This is a genomic window from Chitinilyticum aquatile DSM 21506 (genome assembly GCF_000430805.1).
Taxonomy (GTDB): Bacteria; Pseudomonadota; Gammaproteobacteria; order Burkholderiales; family Chitinibacteraceae; genus Chitinilyticum; species Chitinilyticum aquatile.
This window is the reverse complement of record NZ_AUMS01000013.1, coordinates 16859-42364: the sequence shown is the minus strand read 5'-3', so window position 1 is coordinate 42364 and position 25506 is coordinate 16859. Positions and strand designations below refer to the sequence as shown.

Here is a 25506-nt window from a genome sequence, read left to right as displayed (position 1 = left end):
CACTTGCAAACCGTGTACGGGGTTTTACGGGCCTTGCGGCGCGAAAATAGGCGAAATAATCGCTTAAATGAACAAACGCCGGTCGTTATGCGGGTTCATGCGTGCCAGATCGCTGACAAATTCGCCAAATTCGAGGCCCAGCCGCGCCTCCAGCTTCTCGGCTTGGGTACTCAGCTCGCTCCATTTCGGGCTGTTCTGCCCGCGCTTGAAGCCGAATGCGATCACATTGCCCTTCTGCCGTGCTGGCAGCAGCAGGATGCGCGCATCAAACACGGCTGAAATCAGGTCGCAGTACTGGGCAAACCGCTTGTCCGAGCCCCAGAGGTTGACGGCCAGCACACCGTTGTCCGTCAGGCGGTCAGAACAGGCCTGGAAGAAATCGGTGGTCGCCAGCGGCGGCGCAATCCCTGTCGCGCTGTACGCGTCCATCACGATGAAGTCAGTGGATTCCGGCGTCATCGCATACACATGAGCAGCGCCATCGGCGGCCAGCACTTCCAGGCGCTCGTCATCCGGTGGCAGGGCAAACATCGAACGCGCGACATGAATGACCTGCTGGTGCAGCTCGACCACCGTCTGCTTTGTTTCCGGCAGGTATTCGTGCACCCATTTGGCAATCGAGCCGCCACCCAGACCGATGAGCAGCATGTTCTGCGGCACGCCGGTAAACAGCAGGCTGCCGAACACGCAGCGCGAGTAGGCCAGCACCAGCTCGGTCGGGTTGCTGATGCGCATCGCGCTTTGCGTGTCATCGCCGCCGAAATGCAGCTTGCGGATGCCCGCATCCTCGGAAATGTCGATGACGATGTCGTCAGCCGAGGTCTTGGAAAATCGCTTGGAGCGGAACAGCATCACATCTCTCCGCAATCATTCAGCCCGGCGACCGGGCGCGAGGCGAGGATGTTGATGCGGGCAGGATCACTGAAGCTTTCCTTGTCGAAGGCCTTGTCACCATCCTCACGCGCGACGCCATCGGCGCGGATGTTCACGAAATCGAACTGCTTGGGGTCGGCCAGGTGCGAAGGCACGACATTGCACATCGCGGTGAACATGGTTTCCAGCCGGCCAGGGAAGCGCTTGTCCCAGTCCCGCAGCATGTCGCCCACCACCTGGCGTTGCAGGTTGGGCTGGCTGCCGCACAGATTGCACGGAATGATGGGGAATTGCTTGATCTCGGCGTAGCGCTCGATGTCCTTTTCGCGGCAGTAGGCCAGCGGGCGGATCACCACGTGCTTGCCGTTGTCGCTCACCAGCTTGGGCGGCATGCCCTTCAGTTTGCCACCGTAAAACATATTGAGCAGCAGCGTTTCCAGAATGTCGTCGCGGTGATGACCCAGCGCGATCTTGGTCGCGCCCAGTTCTTCCGCCACGCGGTACAAAATGCCGCGACGCAGGCGCGAGCACAGGCTGCACGTCGTCTTGCCTTCCGGAATGATCGACTTGACGATGGAATAGGTGTCTTCCTCGACGATGCGGTATTCCACCCCGATGGACTGCAGATACTCGGGCAGGATGTGCTCGGGAAAGCCGGGCTGCTTCTGGTCGAGATTGACCGCCACGATGGAAAAATCGATGGGTGCGGATTTCTGCAGGTTCAGCAGGATGTCGAGCAGCGTGTAACTGTCCTTGCCGCCCGACAGGCAGACCATGATGCGGTCGCCATCCTCGATCATGTTGAAGTCGTTGATGGCATCACCAACGCCGTGGCGCAGGCGTTTGGCGAGCTTGTTCAGGTTGTACTGGGCTTTCTTTTCCGGGTCGTTCATGACCTCGGCGGTCGTTTTGGCGTCCATGGGCTCTCAATGGAAACGGGGCGCAGCTCCAAGGAGAAGGCGCCCCGTTAACGGCAGATCGTTGAATTGGCGGGGATTTTACCCTGAAAATTGCCAGCCGGCCACAGCCTGGCACGAATGGAGCAACCAGCCAGTCGTTGTATGTGACAACCCGCCCGCGCAGCCCATCCGGCAGAAGGACCGGCAAGACAAGGGAAGCGATGCAGGAAAGCGCCAGGACATCGAATGCATGGGTATATATTCACAACCATTTAAAATAAAGGTATTAAAGAACATACATTGGGCAGTATTAACCCTGAAGATTAGCAACCTGCCCCGGTTTGCCATTCAGGGTGCCTGCAGGGGCAGGGTCATGACGAAACGCGTGAACTGGTCCGGCTCGCTTTCCAGCCGCAGCTCGCCACCCAGCGGCCCGGTCAGCAGGTTGTAGACCAGATACAGCCCCAGCCCCGAGCCGCCCTGCCCCATCCGCGTGGTGAAGAAGGGATCGAACACGCGCTTTTGCAGCTGGGCCGGAATGCCGCAGCCATTGTCTTCATACACCAGCTCGGCGTAGCTGCCGTCAAGCGGACGGGCGCGCACGCGGATCACGCCGCCCTGCCGCCCGGCCAGCCCGTGCTGCAGTGAATTGCTCAGCATCTGCATCAGGGCCTGCTCCAGCGCGCCGGGATAGCTATCGAACTCCAGCTCGCCGGCAATATGGCAATCCAGCGTATGGCCGGCCCTCTGCAGGGCGCCGGTAAACGTCGCCAGTACATCGCCGACCACCTGGCGCAGGGCAAAATGCTGCCGCTGCTCGCTGGCCGTATCGACGGCCACCTGCCGGAAGCGCGCGATCAGCCCCGCCGCGCGCTCGATATTGCGCTGCATGATGGTCGTACCATCCCGGCACAACGCGACAAAACGCTCGGCCTCGGCCCGCTTCATCCGCCCCTCGTGCATGGCATCCTCGAATGCCCGCGCTTCGTCCATCAGCGTGGTCGCCACCGTCAGCGAACCACCCAGTGGCGTATTGAGCTCATGCGCGATGCCGGCCACCAGACTGCCCAGCGACGCCAGCTTTTCCGACTGCACCAGCTTGTGCATGGCATGACGCAATTCTTCGTTGGCAAACTCGAGTGCCCGCGTGCGCTCCTGCACGCGGGCTTCCAGCGCCTCGTTGACTTCCATCAGTCGCACATTGAGCTGATGGATTTCATGCTGGAACTGCTTGCGCTCGTTGCTGGCGAGTGCGCGCGCGCTCATGTCGGCCAGCTGGCTGGCGTAGACCAGCTCATCCGGCGTCCAGTTGCGCTGCTCGCCACTATGCTCAAGCCAGAACAGGCCGGCAACGCGCCCCGACACCCGCAGCGGGAAAGCCAGCAGCGAGGAAATCGCCAGCGGCTGCAGATAGGCACCGGTCAGCCCCCAGGTCAGCGGATGATGCGCACAGTCATGCGCAATGATCGAGTCGGCCTCGGCCAGCCACTCGGACAATTGTGGCCACTCTGCGGTGGTCCAGGCAGGGCCAGGCTGCAGACCGCCTGCGGCAGCGACGAAGAGGCAGGCCGACTGCAGCCGCTGCTGCGCGTCATCAAGCAGAAAAACCTGCGCGCGCTCGACGCCCATGATCAGGCAGGCCTGCCGGCAGATTTCAGCAAACGCCTCATCAAGTCGGCCGGCATCAATGGCCGGATGATTGGATAATTCGACCAGGAGGCGCCCGGGACTCGGCCGCAAGCCGGCCTTGTCCTCCAGCTCCCGCTGCTGCCCCGGGGCTGCGGCCGCCTGAATGCGTCCGGCCAGCGCGAAGCCTTCCTTCAGCGCCGCGAGCGCCGTCGGATAGCCGCCCATCCGCTCGGCATACTCCGCAATGGCCAGATGCTGGCGTTCGAGGATGTGGGTGAACTGGTAGGTCGAACTGATCTGCACGCCTTCCATCAGCGTGGCCAGCGCCCGGTCGAACTCGCCGCGCCGCGCGTGAACTTCGGCGATTACCAGCAGAATATTGGCTTCGCCCCAGCGATAATCGACCATGCGCGCCGTTGCCAGCCCGCCAAAGAGATGCACTTCGGCCTGGTCGAGCTGACCGGCGCGCAGCGCCAGCTCACCCAGCCGCAGGTGCGATTCGGCGGCGTAATCCCAGAAGTGCCCGTCATTGCACAGCGCCAGCGCAGCCTCGAACACCTGCTGCGCTTCGGTATCCTCGCCCATGCGCGACAGGTTCACGCCCAGGTTGATCTTGATCTTGGCATCCAGCCAGGGGTCATAGGCAAGCCCGATGCGCCCGAGTGCCGTGCGGTGCAGCACGACCGCCGAGGCATGGTCGCCCAGCGCGTCATACACCTGGCCCAATCCCACCTTGGCCAGCATCCAGATGCGGTCATTGCCGCCGGTGGTTTCGCAGATTTCAACCGCCCTGGCCCAGTACTGGATAGCCTGCCGATACTCGGCACCGGTGTAATAGCCGCGCGCAATCTGCTCAAGCAGGCAGGCCTCGTTGGCAAAGAGATGCTGCGCCTGCGCCACCTGCAGGGCTTCGAACAGGATATTGCGCGCATCTGCAGCATGCCCCTGGTGATCCATGATCAGGCCGTAGCGCTCGGCCGCCAGCACATGCGCCAGCGGCGAGCGCATCAGCCGGCTTTCCTCGATCAGGCGCACGCAACGCTGCCGGCCCAGCTCGGGGTCGGAATGCATGACAGCGTCAATCGCGGCCAGCGCCTCAGTTTCGGCGACGGCCAAGAGGAGCGTACTCATACGGGATTCATGCTGCGGTGGGCCTGCTTCAGCATGGCACAAAGCAATCTGCTCTGCCCCCGGCGCATTTGCCAGTCAGCGTCTTACTGCAGCTGCAGCATCAGCACCCGGTGGTCCGAGCCCAGCGCCGGACCAAACCTGACCTGTCCGCTCACATCGCGCAGCAGCACACGGTCCAGCGGCAGTAAGGCCGGCCAGCCAGCCGGCCCCCAGCTTGGCCGGAAGGGGAAGCCGGCTTCCTGCAGGCGCGAATCGCGGCGGAAGGACTGATACACCGGCGAAAAGGGCGTGATGTTCATGTCTCCCAGCACAAGGACGGGCGCGGCCTCGCTTGCGATGCGCCGCGCCAGTTCCACCAGCATGGCATCCCGCGCGGCGGCCAGTTCGGCCGACAGTGGCGGCGGCGGATGAATACCGTAGATCACCAGCCCACTGGCCAGCTCGGCGCGCAGATAGGGAAAGCCGTCCCCGGCGCGCGGCGCAATCACTTCGCACAGCCGCAAGGGCTGGCGCGACAGCAGGGCGATGCCGAACGGGCTGTCTTCCCCGCGGGCGCAGCCGTGCGGCATCTCGCGGCGCAACATTTCGACATCGGCCAGCCACGCCGGCGTGGCTTCGGTCAGCAGCAGCACGTCAGGCTTGCGCTCCCGCAACCAGGCCAGAGCGGATACCCTATCGGGGTTATGCACATACCCATTAAAGGCAAAGAGCCGTAGAGATATACCCGGCAAGTCAACTGCTTCGCGCTCCGGCCAACCGGATGCGGCATACAGCCAGCCCAGCTGCAGCAGCAACACGGCTCCCAGCACGGCGCGACGCCAGCGCACGCGTTCCAGGCATAGCCCAGCGAGCAGCAGCGGGATGTAGAACGGCAGGAAATGGCTGAACAACTCAAGCCGCCAGTCGAGCGCGCCAGCGAGACCAGGCACGGTAGCCAGTGCGGCCAGCCAGGCCAGAGCCCGCAGCCTGCGAGCCATCAATCCGGCAATGACTGCTCGGTTCAGCGCCGTTCTCACCGCCTCACAGCACCACGCTGCGCCCACCATCGACCGGCAGGATGACACCGGTCAGATACGGCGCTTCCAGCAGGAAATGGATGGCCTGCGCCAGATCGTCCGGCTCGCCCGTCCGCTGCAGGGGAATCGACGCCAGAATGGCAGACCGCGTCGCCGCGTCAAACACCTCGGAGCCGGAATCCGGCCAGATATTAGCCCCCGGCGCGACCGCGTTCACGCGGACTTCCGGCGCCAGCTCGCGCGCGAGCGACTTCGTCATCGCAACGAGCCCGGCCTTGGCGACGGTATACAGCGTGTGCAGCGGGAAAGGCCGCTCGACATGAATGTCGGTGATGCTGATGATGCTGCCGCCGGTCTGCCGCAATGCGGGCGCGGCGGCCTGCGCCAGAAAGAGTGGCGCCTTCAGGTTGCTGCCCAGCAGGTCATCCCAGGCCGTCTCGCTGAACTCGCCGACCGGCGTCGGGAAAAAGGACGAGGCATTGTTGATGAGCGCATCCAGCCGCCCAAAGGCCGCAAGGCTGGCACTGACCAGATCGGGCAGGCGGGGGGTGTCGAGCAGATCGAGCTGCACGATCTGCACCGAAGCGGGGCGAATGGCGTTGAGCTCCGAGGCCAGCTCTGCCGCTGCTGCCGCAGCGCTGCGGTAATGCAGCACAATGCGCCAGCCGCGCGCATGCAGGTAGCGCGCGATACCCGCGCCGACCCGTTTGGCGCCACCGGTGATCAGTACTACTGGCGCCGGATTATCATGTGTCGCGTGCGTGACTGAAGCGTGCATCGTGTTCTCATCCGGTAGAATTCTGTTTTCACGCATTTTCATGGCATTTCGCATGCAGCAGCAAGCCAATCTCCCCGTCCCGTCACCGGAAGCCCTCGCCCACTCGCAGGCGCTGGTCGGCCACCTCTGCCAGCTGATCGACGCAGCCGGCGGCTGGATCAGCTTTGCCGACTACATGCGCGCAGCGCTCTATGCGCCCGGGCTGGGTTATTACTCGGGCGGGGCGACCAAGTTCGGCGCCGCGGGCGACTTCATCACCGCGCCGGAAATCTCGCCGCTGTTTGGCCAGAGCCTCGCGCAGACCGTCGCGGCGGTGCTGACCGAGGTGCCGGACGGCATCGTGCTGGAACTCGGTGCCGGCACCGGCAAGCTCGCCGTGCAGGTGCTGGGCGAGCTTGCGCGCCTGGGCCGGCTTCCCGCACAGTACTGCATCCTCGATCTCTCCGCCGAACTGCGCGAACGCCAGCGCGCGGCCATCGCCACCGCACTGCCGCAGCTGCTGGATCGCGTCAGCTGGCTTGATGCGCTGCCAGAACGCTGGGAGGGCATGCTGATCGCCAATGAAGTACTCGACGCCGTGCCCTGCCAGCTCGTCCACCGCGATGCAGCGGGAACGCTCTTCGAGCGTGGCGTCAGCGTTGGCGCACAAGGCTTCGTGTTCAGCGACCGGCCTCTAGCCGACCCGGCCCTGCTGGCCAGCGCCAGCCAGCTGCCGGCCGATTACACCAGCGAATTCCAGCCCGAGGCCGCCGCCCTGATCGCCAGCTGCGCCGCCGGACTCGACAGGGGAGCGATGCTCTGGCTGGATTACGGCTTCCCTGCCCGCGAGTTCTATCATCCGCAGCGCAGCGAAGGCACACTGATGGGCCACTACCGCCATCACAGCGTGCACGATCCCTTCTGGCTGCCGGGGTTGACCGACCTCACCTGTCATGTCGATTTTTCCGCCATCTACCAGGCCGGCGCCACTGCCGGCCTCGCGCTGGAAGGCTATGTATCCCAGGGACAGTATCTGCTTGACTGCGGCATTCTGGAAGGGCTGGAGCAGCATACCCTCAACAGCAGCCCGCAGGAGCACGCACTGGCACTCAATGCCGTACAAAAGCTGCTGTCTCCTGCCGAAATGGGCGAACTTTTCAAGGTGATCGCCTTTTCGCGCGGCCTTGCCGGCCAGACGCTGCTGCCCGGCTTTCGCAGTGCCGATCGCTCCGGCGCGCTGTAATTTTTTGCAGGCGGGGTGCTTGACAGGCTGAAAAAGCCCCTCCATAATCCGGCCTCTCTTGGCTATGTGGGAAGGAACTGGGTCAGTAGCTCAGTCGGTTAGAGCACAGCACTCATAATGCTGGGGTCGCAGGTTCGAGTCCCGCCATAGCCACCAGATATCAGTTTCAGGCGAATCCTGAAACTACCCAAAGCCCCGCCAATCCACGGATTGCGGGGCTTTTTCGTTCCCGACGAACCCCGTATAGCCTGTACCAGCTACATGTCTTTGGCCTACGATCAGGCCTACGGATTTAGTCACAGTCCAGCGGCATCATGCTCTCTGGCCGAGTTTCTTTGCGACTCCGGCCTCCAGTCTGCCAGCTGGTCGGCCTCCGCCAAGCTTGCTTGATGGTTGTGCCACTCTCCGCTGAGCGCGGCCAGCAAAACCGCCCACGATTATCTTCGGCCAGCTGCATCTGTTAAGATCCGAGATTATTTGCTAAACCGATTCCGCTGCGGGCGGATGCCGCAATGGTTGCCTGCCGCCCCAGATGATGAGCAACTAGACAATGCGCTATATATCCTGTCTTGTCGTCTTGCTTTTGGGCCTGCCAGTGCAGGCGAAAGATGTTCGGATCGCCGCGAACGTCATTCCTGATTGCACGCTACCTCTCAATCAGCCGCCGCCCCCGGAAGATGCGGCATTACCGGATACCTTGCTCAGGCTGAAGTCTTCGAGAGTGAATTCCCCGGCTCGATTATCCTGTCAGCAACAGGTACGCTGGGCGACCATAAGCAAGACAAAAGAGCAGGCATGGGAAAGAATCCACATCGACTATTAACGGCGCTGCTGCTATCCACTGCGGCTTGCCAAGTACTCGCGGCCTCCACCACCAGTCTGCAAATGCATATCCAGGTGCTGGACAACTGCGCTTTTGTCACGTCGGACACCCTGGTGATGGATTTTGGCCAGTTACAGGAGGGTGATCGCAGCATTAGCGCTCAGGTACCGATCACCTGCAGCAAAGGTACTTTCTTCCAGGTCCGACTTAATGACGGCCTGAATCCGGAAGGAACGAAGCGCCAGATGGCTCAGCAAAATGGCGCCGGTCGTTTGCCGTACGCACTGGTAGCTGAGCCAAGTAGCGGCTTGAGCACAGGTTCGGATATCGACATCCGGCTGACGGCTACGGTCAAGCATTCCGATTACGCCACTCGCCCCGTCGGCCGGTACAGTGACACGGTAGTCATGACTGTCGACCCCTGACCTTGTCCCGCCCCACCCGGCACGACATCACCCTGATTACAGTACCCGCGCGGCCACGTGCTTGTGGGCGGCCGGTTTGCCATAGAGTGCTCTGATGCGCTGACAGCAGAGCACAGCTCACCTTGGTACTTTTACACAAGCAGGCTCTGACATTTTCTACAGAACCACCCTGCCGAGTTCCTTACACTGCGCCGTTGTCAATTTGGCTGACCCGCTGGCCAAGCAGAGGAAAGGAGGAATCTCATGAAGTACCGCCTGGTTACTTGCGCGTGCGCGATTGCGGCCTTGCTGGGAAGTGGCAGTGCTCTGGCCGCCAGCAAGAACGTCATCATCAATGCCAATGTGGTCGGCACCTGTGCATTTGTCGATGCCGGTGATGTCACCATTAACATGGGCGACCTGAAGGCCGGTAGCGGCGATCAGAGCAAGGCTGGCAACACGTCATTCTGGTGCAGCAATGGCATCACGTACAACCTGAGCACCAACGATGGCTTGAATCATGATGGCGCGCAGAAAAACATGCTTGCCGGCGCCAACAAGCTGCCCTATGAGCTGTCGCTGGACAAGACAAGCGGGACTGGCCAGGGTATTGCGGCCCCGGAACAACTGACGCTCACTGCCGCCGTCAAAGGCTCGGATCTGGATACTGCGGCAGTGGCCAGCGGTTATACCGATACGGTTGTACTCACACTCACCCCGTGATGGCCAAGCGCATGCATTTGCCTGCCAGTTGCCCCGCACAAACGAGCCCGCCCGAATTGGCGGGTTTGTTTTATTTGAGCTGGTCGGGCGGACAGGCCGGACCCTGCCCTTGGCTGGCCTGCCTGCATAATGTTAATTAGACTTGATGAAACGTCCCGAGATGAGAAACCCTATGCGCTGGATATTGGCTGTGGCTTCGGCCGTCATGTGCTTTCAAGCCTGGGCAGGGCAATTTGCCGTCAGCCCCATCCGGATTGAATTTTCGGCAAAAGACAAATCGCAGGCAATCACAGTCAGCAACAATGCCGATGTGCCGCTGCGCATCGCACTCGATTTGCGCCGCTGGACACAGGATGAGCTTGGTGTGGATCAGTATCGCAGCACAGCGGATGAACTGGTGTATTTTCCACGGCAATTTGAAGTGCCGCCAAGGCAGAAGCAGGTCATTCGCATCGGGCGCAAGAGCGCAGCCGACCAGAACGAACTGGCTTACCGCCTTTACATCAACGAACAGCCGGAGATCGCTGGCGCAGACAGCAAGGGACAGGTCGCAATGGTGGTCAGCTTTGGCGTGCCGGTTTTCCTGCGTCCGGCCAATCCGCAAGCAAAACTGCGCCTGGCCGACATGAAGGTTGAGAACGGCGCGCTGGAGTTCTCGCTGAGTAACCCGGGCAATACAACCCAGCGTCTGAATCGTTTGCTAATTGGCAAAACGGGTGGGGAAGTCCGACAGTTTGAATACTGGTATCTGCACCCGGGAGCCAGCCGCAAGTATCGGGTTGCACTGCCCGCCGAAGCATGCGACTCGGATAAACCTCAGACCATTGAATTGGAAACCGACCAGCAAACACTGCAGCAAACACTGCTGATTCCTGTGGCGGCATGCAAAAACTCCTGATTAGCCTGTTGCTAGCTGGCTGGCTAAGCCCCACATGGGCAGCAGAGCGCATTTTCCTCAATCTGGTGGTCAACGGCGTACCCCAGGGGGACGTTGAGGCCCTTTACGACGAACGCGGGTATTGGCTCTCTGCCCAATCACTCCAATCCGCAGGGCTTCATACCATAGAGGGTATATCGCAAATTCATGAGGGTTCGCTGTATTATCTCGCAGATCAGCTCCATGACATGCGCAGTCGCTTGCTGGCTTCGGAACAGATCCTGTATCTGGATGCCGATGCCGAAGAATTCGGGCGGCGACAAATTCCGCTGAGTCAGCAACGCGACCCCCGCTGGCCCGCACCGTCCCCCTTAAGTGCCTACTTGACATACGATGCGGCGCTTTTGCACCAAAGCCAGCTTGCAGGACTGGAGTACCAGTTCATGCCGACCATCAATGTATCGGGCTATGGCTGGAATCTGCGCTCCGAACACAGCTATTACTCCGGAGCCAGCGCCAAACCATGGGCGCGATTGCGGACCACACTGGACTACGTCGACCCCGAGGCCATGGTACGCGCAACGGCAGGCGATCTCACGCCGCGCCTGGGTGCACTGGGATTTTCGCAAAATCTCGCCGGCATCGGCATTTCGCGTGCCTTCGAGTTGCAACCGGACTTCGAATCCATGCCTGCGTTTCAGTCGCAAACTGCCGTAACGCAGCCATCGACCGCAGAAATCTATCTGAATGGGCAGCGAATCAAGACACTGGATCTGCAACCTGGCATTTACGAATTCAGCGACCTGCGTTATTTCTCCGGCCTGCAGAATGTCGACATCGTAATCCGGGATCGCTTCGGCGGCACCCAGACAACCTCGATCCCTTACTATTTTGACGATTCATTGCTGCGCGCCGGGCTTACCGACTACAGCCACAATATCGGCATGCGCCGCGTCAATGGCAGCTTCGACCGCTACGATGGCTGGGCCTATTCACTGTACCAGCGCTATGGCCTGACCGACTGGCTGACCGTTGGCGCTCAGGCCAGCGGTCATGCTGGCGAACACAGTTATGGCGCCCTGGCGACACTGCGTCTGGGGTGGTATGGCACACTGGCCGGAGTGCTATCCTGGGTGCGGCGCAGCGAGGGGGCAGATGGCAATGCGCAAGTGATCAATTATCGCTACAACCATGACAGCTTCAGCGTATATGCCAATCTTCAGCGGCAGAGCCGCGATTACTGGACCCGCACCGTCTTGCTGGATGATGCCGCGCATGTGAAGTGGTCCGCCAATGTGGGCGCCAGCGTCGGCTCGGCCACGCTGGGCAGCCTGAGTATGGAATATGGCCGCCAGCAAGGTGATAACGCAGAATCGACGGCCAACCGTTATATGCTCAACTACTCGTTTTCGCCATGGCGCAATGCTTCCATCAGTGCGCAACTCAGGCTCAACGACGGGATGACACAAACCTGGAGCGGTTTTCTCAACCTGTCGCTGTACTTTGATGGTGGCCACAGCCTGTATGCAGGCGGGCAGTATCAGAACGAACGGATGCAATACTCCACCACCCTGAGCAAAAGCTCACCGGCAGGGGAAGGCTGGGGCTATAGCCTCAGCGCCCAGCAACAGACGGACAGCACCGACTACATCGCCTGGCTGGAGCACAAGATGGCCTTTGGCCAAGCCAGTGTCAGTGGCATCAATACGGTAGGCGGGAAAAATCGCCAGCATAACTTCCGCCTGGGATGGCGTGGTTCGCTGGCCTATGCGGACCAGGAATTCCGGTTGACGCGCCCCATAGATGATGCGTTTGCCGTGGCACGCGTGGATGGCGTGGGGAATGTCGGCATCCTGCAGAACGGCAGCCAGATCGGAAAAACCGACGAAGAAGGAGTACTGTTCTTACCGGATGTACCCAGTTTCAGCTACCAGCAAATCGGCATTGCCCAGAATGATTTGCCAATTGAATACACGATTGATCGCCTGCAGAAGAATGTGCTCAGCGGTGATCGGGATGGACGGGTTGTCCACTTTGCCACTCGCAGGCTCCATGCGGTCAGCGGGCTGATTCTGCGCGCCGATGGCAGCCCGCTTGGCGGGCAGCGGCTGCAAGTAGCCGGCCAGACCGAAGTGATCGACACCGCGCTGGATGGCCGCTTTTATTCAGAAACCCTGCGACCTGGCATTTACGACCTGGCTGGCGAAGACTGTCATCTTTCCCTGATGATTACCGAATCAGATGCAGTAACCACCGATCTTGGTACACTGAGCTGCCAGGAGTAACCAAGCATGCGCAATCAATGCCTGACCGCAATGTTTCTATTATGCTTTGGCGTCGGCCACGCAGCGCCCAGCTGTACCGTCGGCTCGATACCCGATGGCGACATGGGCATATATGATCCACAAACCTCGGTTGCCGATCTGGTGATGCAGTTTTCCATGTTCGTCCGTTGCACCGAACCAACCGTGACCAAGGTGACTGCCGGTCCGTCGCAAGCCACCGGCAGCGTGGACAATCGTGCCATGAAAAATGACAGAAATACCGACACGCTGCGCTATCAGTTATTCCTGGATGCCGGCTGCAGCAAGGTTTTTGGCGAGCTCGAACCCAATGCTGCGTTTGCGCAGGTCAGCAGCAGCAGCGGACAAGGACGGATCAATTTCTGGTCAAAGGTCTATGGCAACCAAAGTAGCGTTTCGGCAGGCCATTACCGCGACTACATTACCCTGACCATCACGCCATAGCACCGGATGCCACCAGGTTAAACCCGCCTCCATTGCAACCCGCCAGCTACATGGGGGGCAACACATCCGGCCAAAACACCGGACACACAGGAATGAATGGCCGCAATGCCTGCAGATTGCTACCATTGCGGTATTCGACCCTCGGCGAGAGTTACCATGCGCAAGCTCCTGATCTGCCTTGCTTTGATCCTGCTGACCCCTGCTGCGCTGGCAGCAATGACTGGAACCCGCAAGTTTCCGGCTGGCGGCAGTGTGGTTTCCGTCGATGCTTTTGAGGTGGCTTGGCCATTCCCGCAACTAAAACTCGAAGGCAAAGTCTACGAAGGCTCGCCCGGGCTGCAAATCCGTGGCGCACGCGGTGAACTTCTGATGGTCAAACAACTGCCCATCAACGCCAAGGCCTACATGCTGCTGGAGCAACGCACCGGGCAGGTGGTACGGCTCTGGATTCTTACCGCGGAAGAACTGCAGGAACTTTCACCAAAATCTTCCGGCCTGATCATCAATACCCCGCTAGGTACGATTGAGTTCTAAACGATTTACATAAGGTGTGGGCACATACCCACAATAATGACGCAACAATGAGCAAGAAAGTTTATATCAAGACCTACGGCTGCCAGATGAACGAGTATGACTCGGACAAGATGGCCGACGTGCTGGGCGTCTCCGACGGCCTGGAAAAAACCGACAACCCGGAAGAAGCCGACGTCATCCTGTTCAACACCTGTAGCGTGCGCGAAAAGGCGCAGGAAAAGGTGTTCTCGGATCTCGGCCGCGTGCGCGAACTGAAGGTCGCCAACCCGAATCTGGTGATCGGCGTGGGTGGCTGTGTCGCCAGCCAGGAAGGCGAAACCATCATCAAGCGCGCGCCGTACGTCGATGTGGTGTTCGGCCCGCAGACGCTGCACCGCCTGCCGGAGCTGATCAAGGTCAAGCGTGAAACCGGCCAGTCGCAGGTCGACATCACCTTCCCGGAAATCGAGAAATTCGACCACCTGCCGCCAGCCAAGGTCGAAGGCGCTACCGCCTTTGTGTCGGTGATGGAAGGCTGTTCCAAGTTCTGCTCGTTCTGCATCGTGCCCTACACCCGCGGCCAGGAAGTCTCGCGGCCGCTGGACGACGTGCTGGTGGAAATCGCCGGCCTGGCGCAGCAAGGCGTGAAGGAAGTGACGCTGCTGGGCCAGAACGTCAACGCCTATCGCGGCAAGATCGCCAAGGATGGCGAGGATGACGACATCGCCGATTTCGCCATGCTGCTGGAATACGTGCACGAGATTCCGGGCATCGAGCGTATCCGCTACACCACCAGCCACCCCAAGGAAATGACCCAGCGCATCATCGACTGCTACAAAAAGCTGCCGAAGCTGGTGTCGCACCTGCACCTGCCGGTACAGGCCGGGTCGGATCGCGTATTGGTGAACATGAAGCGCGGCTACACCACGCTGGAATTCAAATCGCTGGTGCGCAAGCTGCGCGAGGCGCGTCCGGACATCTGCCTGTCTTCCGACTTCATTGTGGGCTTCCCCGGCGAGACCGACGACGATTTCGAAAAGACCATGAAGCTGATCGACGACGTGAAATTCGACGCCAGCTTCAGCTTCATCTACAGCGAGCGCCCCGGCACGCCGGCCGCCGATCTGAAGGACGATGTACCGGCGGAAGTGAAATCCGCCCGTCTGGCACGCCTGCAGAAGCGCATCGATGAATTCGCCAACGAAGTGAACCAGAGCATGGTCGGCACCGTGCAGCGCGTGCTGGTCGAAGGCCGCTCGAAGAAGAACCCGGCGGAGCTGGCCGGGCGTACCGACAACAACCGCATCGTCAACTTTGCCGGCAATGTGCGGCTGATCGGCCATTTTGCCGATCTGCACATCACCAGCGCGCTGACCCACAGCCTGCGCGGCGAAATCGTCACCCGCGAAATCTGATCCACCCCGGCGCAGCAGATGGTCTGCCGCGCCAAACCCGCCACCAGGAGTTCATCATGGCCAAAGGCTTTTCTTCCGCCACCCTCGCGCCGCTCAGCGACGCCGAACTCGATACGCTGGCCGATTTCCTCGAATCCGACGCCGCACCGGAGGAAAGCATGGACATTTCCATGCTGCATGGCTTTCTGACCGCCCTGCTCCTCTACCCGAAAAGCCCGGATGCCGACGTGTGGCTGCCACAGGTATGGGGTGATGCGGGCGAGCGCCCGACCTATGCCAGCGCCGCCCAGCAGCAGGAAATCGAAGACCTGATCCTGCGGCTTTACAACCAGCTGGCGGATGAGCTGGCCGGTGACGAAGCGTTCGAGCCGATGCTGTATCTGGATGAAGAGCGCGAGCTCGATATCTCGCGCCCGTGGTGCTATGGCTTCACGCTGGGCGTCGGCCTGGCAGGCGATGCCTGGCAGGATGCGCTGGATGATGAAGAACTCGCCCAGTTGCTCGGCCCGATATTCGATTGCGCCGACGACGAAGCCCGTGAAGAAATGAGCGAGGAAGAAGAAGACCTCGCCCGCTTCGAGCACGAAGTAGCGCAACTGCTGCCGGAAGCCATCCCGGCAATCCGCTTCTGGTGGATCGACCAGATCCCGCCGGTCGCAACGCGCGCGCCCGGCCGCCGCCGCTAATCCACCCGCCACAGGCCGGCTGCATGCCGGCCTTTTTACATGCACCGCACGCTTCGTCTTCTTGCCGCCCTGACTTCCCTGCTGCTGGCTGCCGCCCTGGCCGGCCTTTCCCTGCTATGGGATCAGCCGGGGCTGGTCGCCTGGCGGCCGGCCGGCATTCCACTGCTGCTGGCTGGCGCCGCCTTGCTGGCACTGGCTGCGTGGCGGCGGCGTCTGCCCGGCTGGGCCATCACCTGTCTGCTGGCCGCCTGCGCGCTCAGTCTCACGGGCTGGTGGCAAATCCGGCACAGCCTCGCCCGCCACCAGATCATGAACGCCGACCCGGCCGTAGCACAGGCAATCGGCGCCCACCTCATCGCCGGCTACACCGACGAAGCCGAACTGCGCGAGCTGATCGCACGCGGACTGATCGGCGGGGTCTTCATCACCCGCCGCAATGTCGAGGGCATGGATGCTGCAGATATCCGCACGCTGATCGCCGGCTGGCAGGCGCTGCGCCGCGAGCGCGGCCTGCCGCCGCTGGTGATTGCCACCGATCAGGAAGGCGGGCTGGTGTCGCGGCTGTCGCCACCGCTGGATTTCCAGCCGGCACTTGGCAAGGTATTGGCTGGTAGCCCTTATAAGGAAAAGGCTGCAGAGCAATACGGTCAACAACAAGGCAAAGGCCTCGCAGAGCTGGGCATTACGCTCAACTTCGCGCCGGTCGTCGATCTGGATCACGGCATCCGCAATCCGGATGACCGCTACTCGAAAATCAGCCAGCGCGCACTGGCCAGCACGCCGGCAGCAGTCAGCAGCGCTGCCGCCGCGTATTGCCACGGCCTGCAGCAAAATGGCGTGCAGTGCACCCTCAAGCATTTCCCCGGCCTTGGCCGCGTCTTCGAAGACACGCACTCGGACAGCGCCAGCATCACCACGCCGCTGCCCGAACTACAGGCCAGCGATCTGCAGCCCTTCCGCACACTGATGCAAGCCGATTCAGTGACCATGCTGGCACATGCGCGACTAGCGGCGCTGGATGCCGAACTTCCCGCATCCGCCTCGCCGGCCGTGATCGGCAAACTGATCCGGCAGGACTGGGCTTATCAGGGCCTGCTGATCACCGATGATCTGAGCATGGCCGGAGCGCGCGAGCAGCCCGGTGGCATCGAGGCTGGCAGCGTTCGGGCGCTGAATGCCGGCGTCGACTGGCTGCTGGTCGCCTGGGACCCGGCGCTGCTGTACCCGGTGCTTGATGCACTGCTCGCAGCCCAGGCAAATGGCACGCTGGATCAGGGAGCCCTTGCCCGCAGCCGCCAGCGACTGGCTGCCAGCACTGTTACGCCGACCACAGGCCGTTAGCTTCCCCATGTCTGACGCAGCTTTGACAATGCTAGACTGAGCGCCCCTGTTCCGGAGCATGTCATGCCGCTCATCGAGCTGGACATCCAGTCTACCCTGCCCAGCCAGCCGGAGAGCCGGCTGCAGCTGCCCTGGCTGCACGGCAGCATCCGTGCCGACGAACTGATCCACCTGACCGTGCTCGAGCAATGCCGCATCCTGACCGAGCGGGAAAAACTTGATGCGGCCCAGGCACAGCAGCGCATTGCTCGCCAGTACCTCAGCGACGCCGACATCGCCCGCATGCAGCCGCATGGCCGTGTTGCCCTGCAGGCCACGGCAGATCTCGCCGCCCCCGCTCCCGACCTGGAAACAGCCATCGCGCTGGAGGCCTTTCGCCGCCGCCGTTTTCTGCTGCTGGTGGGCGAGCGGCAAATCCGCGCGGAAGACGACATCATCACCCTTACCCCGCACCAGCCAATCCGCTTCGTGCGGCTGATTCCCCTGCAAGGTGGCTGAAATGATCACACCCATTGCCTATCCCTTTTTGCATGCACACTGGCCACAGGTTGCCGAACTCACCGCAAGCGTGCTCGATCTGGACCGCCGCTTTGCCGACTACCGTGCCGCCCACCCCGAGCTGCGCGCCGAATTTCGCCTGTGGGCCGATGTGCTCGATCAACTCATCGAGCTTGAATATGATGACGAAACCCATCGCGCCTTGCGCTGCGCCTGGTGGCGAGCCGTGGAAGACTGCCTGGGGCAGGATGGCACAAGGCAGTGGCTGTGGTCTGTCGTTTCCGGATTCTGCGCCTTGCGGGCAAACCATCCTGCCTTCGCCAATGCCGGCGATTCATCACACGGCTACGAAGAAACCCGCCTTGACCGCATGGGCGTGCTGCTGGAAATGCAGCAACGGCTGAGCCGGAATCTGCTCAGCACGCCCGAGCTCTATGACTACCCGGCCACACCCGACTTGTTCGAGCAACTTTTCGCCTGCACCCTGGCAGGCTTGCCAACCAACCGGATGGGCTACTACGACGAAACGCCGCCGAACTCTTCTGACAACCGCCTGGCGCTATTCCGGCAAGTCGTATCCGGCGTCCTGCACTTTGACGACAACGGCATCTGGCTACCGCAAGGCGGGGGTATCGGCCTGCCCGTACAGCCCGGACGCTCACTGCATGCGATCGAACACCAGCGCAGGCTGCTGATCGATGGTGTTCGTGCCAATGGAGCAGAGGTCGGCGCAATCAGCACATTCTGCCGGCAATGGCCCGATTCGGCGCCGTATGAACTGCTGAGCTGGCAGATGGATGACTGGCCGCCCGCCATGCTGCCGCTGCGCGAAACACTGTTCGAACTGCTGCTGCTCGATCCACAAACGCGGAGCCTGCACTGGCTTTCCGACGAGATCGAACCCGAGCTCTCCACCCGCATTTGCGGTTACCGGGCGTATCTGCATGTGCTGCGCCAACTCGGAACAGCCTTGCACGATGCCACGCTCGGCTCCGAAGAACTGCAGAATCTCCTCGCCCCCTTTGCGCGCAATAACCTGCTTGATCCGGGCTGGACGCGTGACCAGGCCGAAGAAGCATCCGCGATTGCAGAGCTGGCCTCCTATCCGCCCCGGGTGCTGCACCTTCTGCTGGAGAAGGCGGGCTGGAGTGGCGATGGCGCACAGCGCGCCTTGTTGCCCGCGCTGGGCAAAGCGCAGCTGCTGGACATTAGCCGCCGATGCCGTGAGCTGATGATCGATGCTCCAGCCGATGAGCCACGTGGTGACGTGGCTGTGCTGCGCTCAACGCTGCAAGCCCTGCCATCGGAAGACTGGGCGCTCCTTGGCAATGCAATGCTGTCCAAAGAGCTGGCAGGGTTGACCGCCGCGCTGCGTGGTGATGACTCCACTGCGATCGAAAAATCGGCCCTCAAGAAGCACGCCCATCTCGCAATCATGTCACTGGGCCTGCTCCCCTTGCCTGCCGAACAGCAGGAAGTCCTCTGCCAGCAACGCTACCTGCAACTGAATGAGCTGCATCAGCTCGCCAGCCAGTATGGCACCGAGCGCTGCGCCAACCAGCGCGAAGCGGTGCAGATTGGTCTGGCCAACCTGGCCGCCAATGCGGGCTTCAGCAGCCTGGGAGCACTGGAATGGGCAATGGAAAGCCGCCAGGGCGAGGCGCTGCAGCCCTTCTTTGCCCCGCAGGCCATCGGGGACTATCACGCGCACATCAGACTGGCCGGCGACGATTCGGGCATTGTCATCGTCAATGCCAAGGGCAAGCGCTTGGCCTCAACCCCTGCAGCCCTCAAGAAAGACCCGGACTGGCTGGCGCTGAAAGACGCGTGGGACACACTGAAAGAACAGCGCCGCCGCTTCCGTGCAGTGCTGGACGACCATCTGGTGCGCCAGACCCGTTTCAGCGGGGAACAACTCGACGCCGCCCGCGCACATCCGGTGCTCTATGACCTGATCAGCAAGCTGGTGTGGGTGTACGATGCGGGCCACTGCGGCCTGTATCAGCTCGGCCAGCTTTCGGGGCTGGACGACTTCCACGACATCGAAGGCAGCCTACGTCTGGCTCACCCGCTGGACTGGATGAGTAACGGTACACTGGCCGCATGGCAGCAGCACGCCGTTGCGCTGCAACTGCTGCAACCGATCCAGCAGATTTTCCGCGCACTGTACGTCCCCACGCCCGCCGAGCTGGAATCCGGTACTGTCTCGCAACGCTACGCGCACCGCTGGGTCAAGACCCGCATCGCCGCCGGCATTTTTCGCCAGCGCGGCTGGCGGCCAAGCGGCTACAGCGGCAACGCCGAACATCATCGCCCGCTCGGCGAAGGTTACAGCGCCCACATCGATTTCGACTTCCACGCGCACTTTTTCACCGAAGTCGATACGCTGCAGACCACCGGCGTCACCTTCCGCCGGGACAGTCAGGATGTGCCGCTAGCCAGCGTACCGCCCATCCTGTTCAGCGAAGCCATGCGCGACCTCGACCTGATGATCGCCCGTTCGCTTGTCAACGACACCGGGGAATTTACCTCCGGCGAAACGCTCGCCGCCCGTCATGCACTGCTGCAGGCGCTGGCGCCCGCACTGGGTGGCGAACGCCTGCGCCTCGACGAGCGCCACGCCCATGTCACCGGGCGGCTGGCGAATTACCGCGTCAACCTCGCCAGCGCGCACATCCACATCGAGCCGGGCGCCTACCTGTGCGTGATTCCGGACTGGTCGCAGGCACAGGGCAAGCTGCGCCTGCCGTTTGAAGACAGCGACATCCGCACGGCCGAGATCATCAGCAAGATTGTCATGCTGCTGGACGATGACCGGATCGGGGATGAGAGCATCCTGCGGCAGATCCGGCAATACGCGGCGGCGGCAATCGGCTAGGCCCGTTGGAGAATGGATGACGGTGGCGGCATCGCCACCGTCCGCTTTCTGCGATAATCGGGGCAATCTCCTCCTTCACAGGCAGGCCGCTTCGTGCAGACCGATACCATTTCCTTCCTTCCCGTCGACAACACCCGCCTCGCCAATCTCTGCGGCGTGCTCGACGAGAACCTCAAGCAGATCGAAACCGCGCTGGACGTGAACATCTCGCGCCGCGACGCGCACTTCAAGGTGCAGGGTAAAACGCGGCAGGTCCGCGTGGCGCTGGATGCGCTGGAATATTTCTACAACTGCGCCGCCGACCCGCTCGATATCGACGACATCCAGCTCGGCATCATCGAACTGACGCGCGCGCCGGAAGACTGCCCGCCCGACCCGGACGCCCCGCAGCTGAAAACCCGCCGCATGGATCTGCGCGGGCGCACACCGCGCCAGAATGGCTACATCAAGGCCATCATGGAGCACGACATTACGTTTGGCATCGGGCCAGCGGGAACAGGCAAGACGTATCTGGCCGTAGCCTGCGCTGTTGATGCGCTGGAGCGCGATACGGTGAAGCGTATCGTACTGGTGCGCCCGGCGGTCGAGGCCGGCGAAAAGCTGGGCTTCCTGCCCGGCGATCTGGCGCAGAAGGTCGACCCCTATCTGCGCCCGCTGTACGATGCGCTGTACGACCTGATGGGCTTTGACAAGGTGACGCGCTGCTTCGAGCGCGGCGTGATCGAAATCGCCCCGCTCGCCTTCATGCGCGGGCGCACGCTCAATCATTCCTTTGTCATTCTCGACGAATCGCAGAACTCGACGCCGGAACAGATGAAGATGTTCCTCACCCGCATCGGTTTCGGCTCCAAGGCCGTCGTCACCGGCGACCCGACCCAGATCGACCTGCCCAAGCACATGAAATCAGGCCTGATCGACGCCGAGGAAGTGCTGCAGGACATCCGCGGCATCATGCTGCACCGCTTCACCAGCGAAGACGTCGTGCGCCACCCGCTGGTGCAGAAAATCATCGACGCCTACGACAAGAAGCACAAGGAACGCGAAGAACTCAGCGCCCAGCGCAAGGCCGAGCGGGAGGCAGAGCGGAATCAGACACCCAGGGTATAAGGCAAACTACTCAAAATGCAGGGGCTGCGTGGCAAGATAGCGACAACAGTGAGGGCGTAATTGACATGCCCGTAATTTTGCTGCGCTAATCAATCTATCGCCCTAGCTACTTGGTCCTATAAAGAGCTTGGATTGCACTGATGTTTGGAGAAATTAATGGCAAGAAATTTATTTTATTTAAATGGCCAAACAGTCTCTGCTCGGCAAGCCGGGCATCTAGCTTGGAATTCATGCTTCGAACCATCTGCATCAGTCATTGAAGCGTTTCGAACTCTAGCCAAGAACGAAACTTCAAAGCAAATTTTCCTTAATGACCGAAAGGTTTTCCTCTTGAGGACTCTTATTGCTTCTTATCTGGCAGGCGCTGCGCTAGACCAGCTTAGAATGCGATACATATCAAACGAAGAAATATTGAATGACGTATTCGATGGCCTATTAGAAGCTATAACTAATTTTTGTCAACCCCTCCCAGAAATGGAAATGCATTTTCTAAGGAAGTTAATTTGGGGGCGAGTTACTGATTATTCAACAGACTTTTATAGAACGAGACGTGAATCTGAAGATCTAAAACGAGTCCATCTTCCAAAAGGCATATATCCAACACAGCGCTTCTTCGAGGATTGCGACAACTACATTGAAAAAAATGCCCTAGACATGGCCGATCCACTTCATTTGCTATTTTATGTAAATTCGATCGAAAGTGGTTATGTTGCTATCGTTAACTTTTTCAACGAGCACCTGACCCCTGTGTGAGCAGATCCAGCCTGCAAATGCAAAAAAACCAACTGAATTCATTTTCACCGAATTCTTCAGCCAACACATTTAACCCACTCAGTGGGCCCTACCAGCTCGGCGATAGTTATGCCCAACCGTGATAATTACTCCATCACATGCGCTCTCCACAAGATAGACATTGAGAAACTCCGCCATTCTGCTGACAGGCTGACGCCCGAAGCACCTCTGCATTTCACGGATACTGCGGTGACTAAAGAAACGTCTAATTCCACCGCGGCCATCGAACTCTTCCTCCCCGAACTGTAGCAGCCAATCACAGACCAATGGAGGAATTCCTCGTTGCTGGGATCTAATTACAGCATGGGCACTTTTCATTTTTCACCCCCACCAACTTTAGCAAAACAAGGAAAACAACCACTAAAAGCCTCTTTTTCTGCAAAATCAAGAGCATCAACCATCGATTCGAATAATCCTTGAAGCTCGTTATAGTCTTTAGTTCCTGGCACCTTATCATCACTTAAGTAACACGCGAAACCAACAAACTTTTCTGGCATTTCAAGAGAATATAGTCCACACCCATACATCTCCTCAACAGCTCCTCGAAGATAATAGAACGGATCACGAAAAACAGCCTCCATTGCCTGCATTGGGCTAACAGGCATCGGATCGTAGCCGCATCCAATCTCTGAGGACTTGATCGATTTCGGCAAATCAAAATAACCCAAAAAAGCATCAGCTGAACGAAGAAATATAATCATACGATTTATAAATGCATCCCTAACAATATTCTCCGCATCTACAACCGCATTGAGCGCCTCCGCTGTTTCTTTGTCGACCACAATATTGACTTGCTTTGTCCCCAATCTTTTCAATGAGCCCGATATATATCTGCGCGCATTTGAAGAAAGACGACACCCCTTTAATTCTCGTGCCAAATATGGGGTCTCTTGCTTGATCATGTTATTTAGAAAAGCATCGCGCTTGATACATAATTTATTCAACTGCTCATCAAAAGATTTGAGCAACGGCTCGTAGATTTTTACTGTTATCTTAGTCTGGTTCATGGCGGTCTCTTACTCAACAAGTGCTGACAGAATCAATGTTAGAACGCATAACCAATATGCGTAAAGGATTTTGAGTAAAGATTTTAAGAAGATTTTCTTGCCATTTAACAGATATAAATTCCAGCTTGCATTACCACGATTAGCGCAGCGTAATCGTACGCATGCCCTGCAGAGCCCCGGCAAGCAATGCACAGGTATACAACCGAAACCATTCAAATAAAAAGGCTGCGAGCACATACCCCGCAGCCTTTATCATTTTCAAGAAGCGAAGCAGTTCACCCCGCCATCATTTCCCCCAGCCGCACAGAAGCAGCCGGTGCCCACGCCGGATTCCATTGCCAGTCGCCCTGCGGGTAGAGCAGCACGACGGTGGAGCCAAGCAGAAAGCGGCCCATTTCCTCGCCCTGCTTGAGCACGATCTGCTGGTCGCGGTAGTCGCGCGTCCAGATCGTGCCCGGGCGCGGCGGGTTGACCACGCCGTGCCACACCGTCGCCATGCTGCCGACAATCGTTGCCCCCACCAGCACCAGCACGAAGGGCTTGCCGGCTTCATCCTCGAACACGCACACGACGCGCTCGTTGCGCGCGAACAGCCCAGGCACGCCGCGCGCGGTGGCGGGGTTGACGGAAAACAGCTCGCCCGGCACATAGGTCATCTGCAGCAAGCGGCCGGTGGCTGGCATGTGGATGCGGTGGTAATCACGCGGGCTGAGATAAATGGTGGCGAAGTGGCCGTTCTCGAACGATTTGGCCAGTTCCGCATCGCCGCCCAGCAAGGCGGTGGTCGAGTAGCTGTGGCCCTTGGCCTGGAAAATCTGGTCTTGCTCGATCGCGCCGAACTGGCTGATGGCACCATCCACCGGGCAGACCTGCGCGGCGGCAGCCAGCGGGCGGGCGCCGTCTTTCAGCGCGCGAGTGAAAAATTCATTGAAGGTGGCGAAGCGGGTGATGTCCTGCTCGGCGGCTTCGGCCATGTTGACGTTGTAGCGGGCGATGAAGCGGCGGATCACCCAGTGGGTTAGGCCACCGGCGCGGCAGCCGGCCAGCCAGCCCATCAGGCGCGTGAGCGCGAGCTTCGGGATTACATACTGCAGGGCAACAAAAAGCGGCTCGGACATGGGGCGTTCGGACACGGCGGTTTCCGCTGGGACAATAAAGGCCGCAATTGTAACGCAGGGCGTGGCTTGCGTGCCGGCTTGCAGACCGGCGCTCAGGGAGTACACTATGCCCCCGTAGGCGGAAACCGCCCGTATTTCCAAGAGGCTCCAATGCAAAGCTCCCCCAAGCGCCCGCTTGACCTGAAACGCCAGAGCATTTACCTGCTGCCCAATCTCTTCACGCTGGCGGCGCTGTTCGCCGGCTTCTACGCCATTGTGTCGGCGATGAACCACAAGTTCGACCTCGCTGCTGTCGCGATTTTCGCGGCGATGGTGCTCGACGGCATGGACGGCCGCGTCGCACGCATGACGCACACGCAGTCGGCCTTCGGCGCTGAATTCGACAGCCTTTCCGACATGGTGAGCTTCGGCGTGGCCCCCGCACTGGTGGCCTATGTGTGGCAGTTGCACCAGTTCGGCAAGATCGGCTGGATGGTGGCCTTCATCTACTGCGCCGCCGCCGCTCTGCGTCTGGCACGCTTCAATACCAATATCGGCATCGTCGACAAGCGCTGGTTCCAGGGCCTGCCGTCACCATCCGCTGCGGCGCTGGTCGCCGGCCTGGTGTGGATCAGCCACGAATACGCCGAGGACCTTGAGCCGCTGATGCCGGCGCTGCCCTATCTGGCACTGATCTTCACGCTGTTTGCCGGCCTGTCGATGGTCTGCAATGTGCGCTTCTGGAGCTTCAAGGAGCTGCACATGCGCAAGACGGTGCCCTTCATCGTGATGCTGCTGGTGGTGATTGCGTTGCTGATCCTGGTTTCCAAGCCGCCGCTGGTGCTGTTCCTGTTCTTCATCGGCTACGGCCTGTCCGGCTATGTCTACTGGCTGTGGTGCGTGCTGACCCGCAAACCACGCAGCGCGGTCAAACCAGCCGAAACCGAAGAAGAAAATCAGACATAATGTCCAATACGGCACATTAAATCCTAGTTGGACATGCAAAAAAGCCGGCGACGCCGGCTTTTTTGCATTTTATGTTTGACACAA

At 60.2% G+C, this 25506-nt stretch carries 22 protein-coding genes and 1 tRNA gene; 16 read left to right on the top strand and 7 right to left on the bottom strand.

Going from position 1 to position 25506, the window contains the following annotated elements; genetic code table 11:
- Nucleotides 1–63 precede the first annotated feature (63 nt).
- The 5 genes from H559_RS0109645 to H559_RS0109625 all read right to left on the bottom strand — a co-directional run bounded on the left by H559_RS0109645 (nucleotide 64) and on the right by H559_RS0109625 (nucleotide 6326).
- Nucleotides 64–852, bottom strand: a complete 789-nt coding sequence (locus H559_RS0109645) for a fused MFS/spermidine synthase (protein WP_034640618.1) — start codon at nucleotides 850–852, stop codon at nucleotides 64–66.
- Nucleotides 852–1793: a tRNA 2-thiocytidine(32) synthetase TtcA gene (ttcA, locus tag H559_RS19745; RefSeq protein WP_373277346.1), complete on the bottom strand. Its 942-nt coding sequence runs from the start codon at nucleotides 1791–1793 to the stop codon at nucleotides 852–854. The genes H559_RS0109645 and ttcA overlap by 1 nt, the downstream gene beginning before the upstream one ends.
- A 327-nt stretch (nucleotides 1794–2120) precedes the next feature.
- A complete protein-coding gene (locus tag H559_RS21675) occupies nucleotides 2121–4532 on the bottom strand; it encodes an ATP-binding protein (protein ID WP_028452536.1) in 2412 nt (803 codons plus the stop codon).
- Nucleotides 4533–4615: 83 nt separating this feature from the next.
- Complete coding sequence (locus H559_RS19735; protein ID WP_034640616.1) at nucleotides 4616–5509, bottom strand: endonuclease/exonuclease/phosphatase family protein; 894 nt, start codon at nucleotides 5507–5509, stop codon at nucleotides 4616–4618.
- A gap of 43 nt (nucleotides 5510–5552) precedes the next feature.
- The gene (locus H559_RS0109625) at nucleotides 5553–6326 is read right to left on the bottom strand and encodes a pteridine reductase (RefSeq protein WP_051279248.1); all 774 of its coding nucleotides are present in this window, start codon (nucleotides 6324–6326) and stop codon (nucleotides 5553–5555) included.
- Nucleotides 6327–6366: 40 nt separating this feature from the next.
- Here H559_RS0109625 and H559_RS0109620 point away from each other — a divergent pair, with 40 nt between their 5' ends.
- The 15 genes from H559_RS0109620 (at nucleotide 6367) to H559_RS22650 (ending at nucleotide 22313) form a co-directional block, all read left to right on the top strand.
- The gene (locus tag H559_RS0109620) at nucleotides 6367–7548 is read left to right on the top strand and encodes a class I SAM-dependent methyltransferase (protein ID WP_028452534.1); all 1182 of its coding nucleotides are present in this window, start codon (nucleotides 6367–6369) and stop codon (nucleotides 7546–7548) included.
- Between the two features lie 84 nt (nucleotides 7549–7632).
- Nucleotides 7633–7704: transfer RNA gene (locus H559_RS0109615), tRNA-Met, on the top strand.
- A 639-nt stretch (nucleotides 7705–8343) separates the two neighbouring features.
- Complete coding sequence (locus H559_RS0109610) at nucleotides 8344–8796, top strand: spore coat protein U domain-containing protein (protein WP_028452533.1); 453 nt, start codon at nucleotides 8344–8346, stop codon at nucleotides 8794–8796.
- Between the two features lie 243 nt (nucleotides 8797–9039).
- Nucleotides 9040–9498: a spore coat protein U domain-containing protein gene (locus tag H559_RS0109605; protein WP_028452532.1), complete on the top strand. Its 459-nt coding sequence runs from the start codon at nucleotides 9040–9042 to the stop codon at nucleotides 9496–9498.
- Nucleotides 9499–9703: 205 nt separating this feature from the next.
- A complete protein-coding gene (locus H559_RS21670) occupies nucleotides 9704–10396 on the top strand; it encodes a fimbrial biogenesis chaperone (RefSeq protein ID WP_162143316.1) in 693 nt (230 codons plus the stop codon).
- Nucleotides 10397–10623: 227 nt separating this feature from the next.
- Complete coding sequence (locus H559_RS0109595) at nucleotides 10624–12660, top strand: fimbria/pilus outer membrane usher protein (RefSeq protein ID WP_028452531.1); 2037 nt, start codon at nucleotides 10624–10626, stop codon at nucleotides 12658–12660.
- Between the two features lie 6 nt (nucleotides 12661–12666).
- Nucleotides 12667–13122 (top strand): spore coat protein U domain-containing protein, encoded by a 456-nt coding sequence (locus H559_RS0109590; RefSeq protein ID WP_028452530.1) that lies wholly within the window; start codon nucleotides 12667–12669, stop codon nucleotides 13120–13122.
- Between the two features lie 156 nt (nucleotides 13123–13278).
- On the top strand, nucleotides 13279–13656 hold the full coding sequence (locus H559_RS0109585; RefSeq protein ID WP_028452529.1) for a hypothetical protein: 378 nt from the start codon (nucleotides 13279–13281) through the stop codon (nucleotides 13654–13656).
- Between the two features lie 47 nt (nucleotides 13657–13703).
- Nucleotides 13704–15050, top strand: a complete 1347-nt coding sequence (gene miaB / locus H559_RS0109580) for a tRNA (N6-isopentenyl adenosine(37)-C2)-methylthiotransferase MiaB (RefSeq protein ID WP_028452528.1) — start codon at nucleotides 13704–13706, stop codon at nucleotides 15048–15050.
- Between the two features lie 56 nt (nucleotides 15051–15106).
- On the top strand, nucleotides 15107–15736 hold the full coding sequence (locus H559_RS19725) for a UPF0149 family protein (RefSeq protein WP_051279220.1): 630 nt from the start codon (nucleotides 15107–15109) through the stop codon (nucleotides 15734–15736).
- Nucleotides 15737–15775: 39 nt separating this feature from the next.
- Nucleotides 15776–17077: a glycoside hydrolase family 3 N-terminal domain-containing protein gene (locus H559_RS19720; RefSeq protein WP_051279218.1), complete on the top strand. Its 1302-nt coding sequence runs from the start codon at nucleotides 15776–15778 to the stop codon at nucleotides 17075–17077.
- A gap of 63 nt (nucleotides 17078–17140) precedes the next feature.
- The gene (locus H559_RS19715) at nucleotides 17141–17575 is read left to right on the top strand and encodes a hypothetical protein (RefSeq protein WP_034640612.1); all 435 of its coding nucleotides are present in this window, start codon (nucleotides 17141–17143) and stop codon (nucleotides 17573–17575) included.
- Between the two features lies 1 nt (nucleotide 17576).
- Entirely contained in the window at nucleotides 17577–20453 is a 2877-nt protein-coding gene (locus tag H559_RS0109560) for a DUF4132 domain-containing protein (RefSeq protein WP_028452527.1), read from the top strand.
- Nucleotides 20454–20546: 93 nt separating this feature from the next.
- On the top strand, nucleotides 20547–21560 hold the full coding sequence (locus H559_RS0109555) for a PhoH family protein (protein WP_028452526.1): 1014 nt from the start codon (nucleotides 20547–20549) through the stop codon (nucleotides 21558–21560).
- A gap of 156 nt (nucleotides 21561–21716) precedes the next feature.
- Nucleotides 21717–22313: a hypothetical protein gene (locus H559_RS22650; RefSeq protein WP_155845360.1), complete on the top strand. Its 597-nt coding sequence runs from the start codon at nucleotides 21717–21719 to the stop codon at nucleotides 22311–22313.
- Nucleotides 22314–22666: 353 nt separating this feature from the next.
- Here the strand turns inward: H559_RS22650 and H559_RS0109545 are convergent, their stop codons facing one another.
- Both H559_RS0109545 and asd read right to left on the bottom strand, forming a co-directional pair.
- Nucleotides 22667–23359: a hypothetical protein gene (locus H559_RS0109545; protein WP_028452524.1), complete on the bottom strand. Its 693-nt coding sequence runs from the start codon at nucleotides 23357–23359 to the stop codon at nucleotides 22667–22669.
- Nucleotides 23360–23634: 275 nt separating this feature from the next.
- Nucleotides 23635–24477, bottom strand: coding sequence for an archaetidylserine decarboxylase (gene asd, locus H559_RS0109540; RefSeq protein ID WP_028452523.1), 843 nt, complete (start codon nucleotides 24475–24477; stop codon nucleotides 23635–23637).
- Nucleotides 24478–24627: 150 nt separating this feature from the next.
- Here asd and pssA point away from each other — a divergent pair, with 150 nt between their 5' ends.
- On the top strand, nucleotides 24628–25422 hold the full coding sequence (gene pssA, locus H559_RS0109535) for a CDP-diacylglycerol--serine O-phosphatidyltransferase (RefSeq protein WP_028452522.1): 795 nt from the start codon (nucleotides 24628–24630) through the stop codon (nucleotides 25420–25422).
- Nucleotides 25423–25506 lie beyond the last annotated feature (84 nt).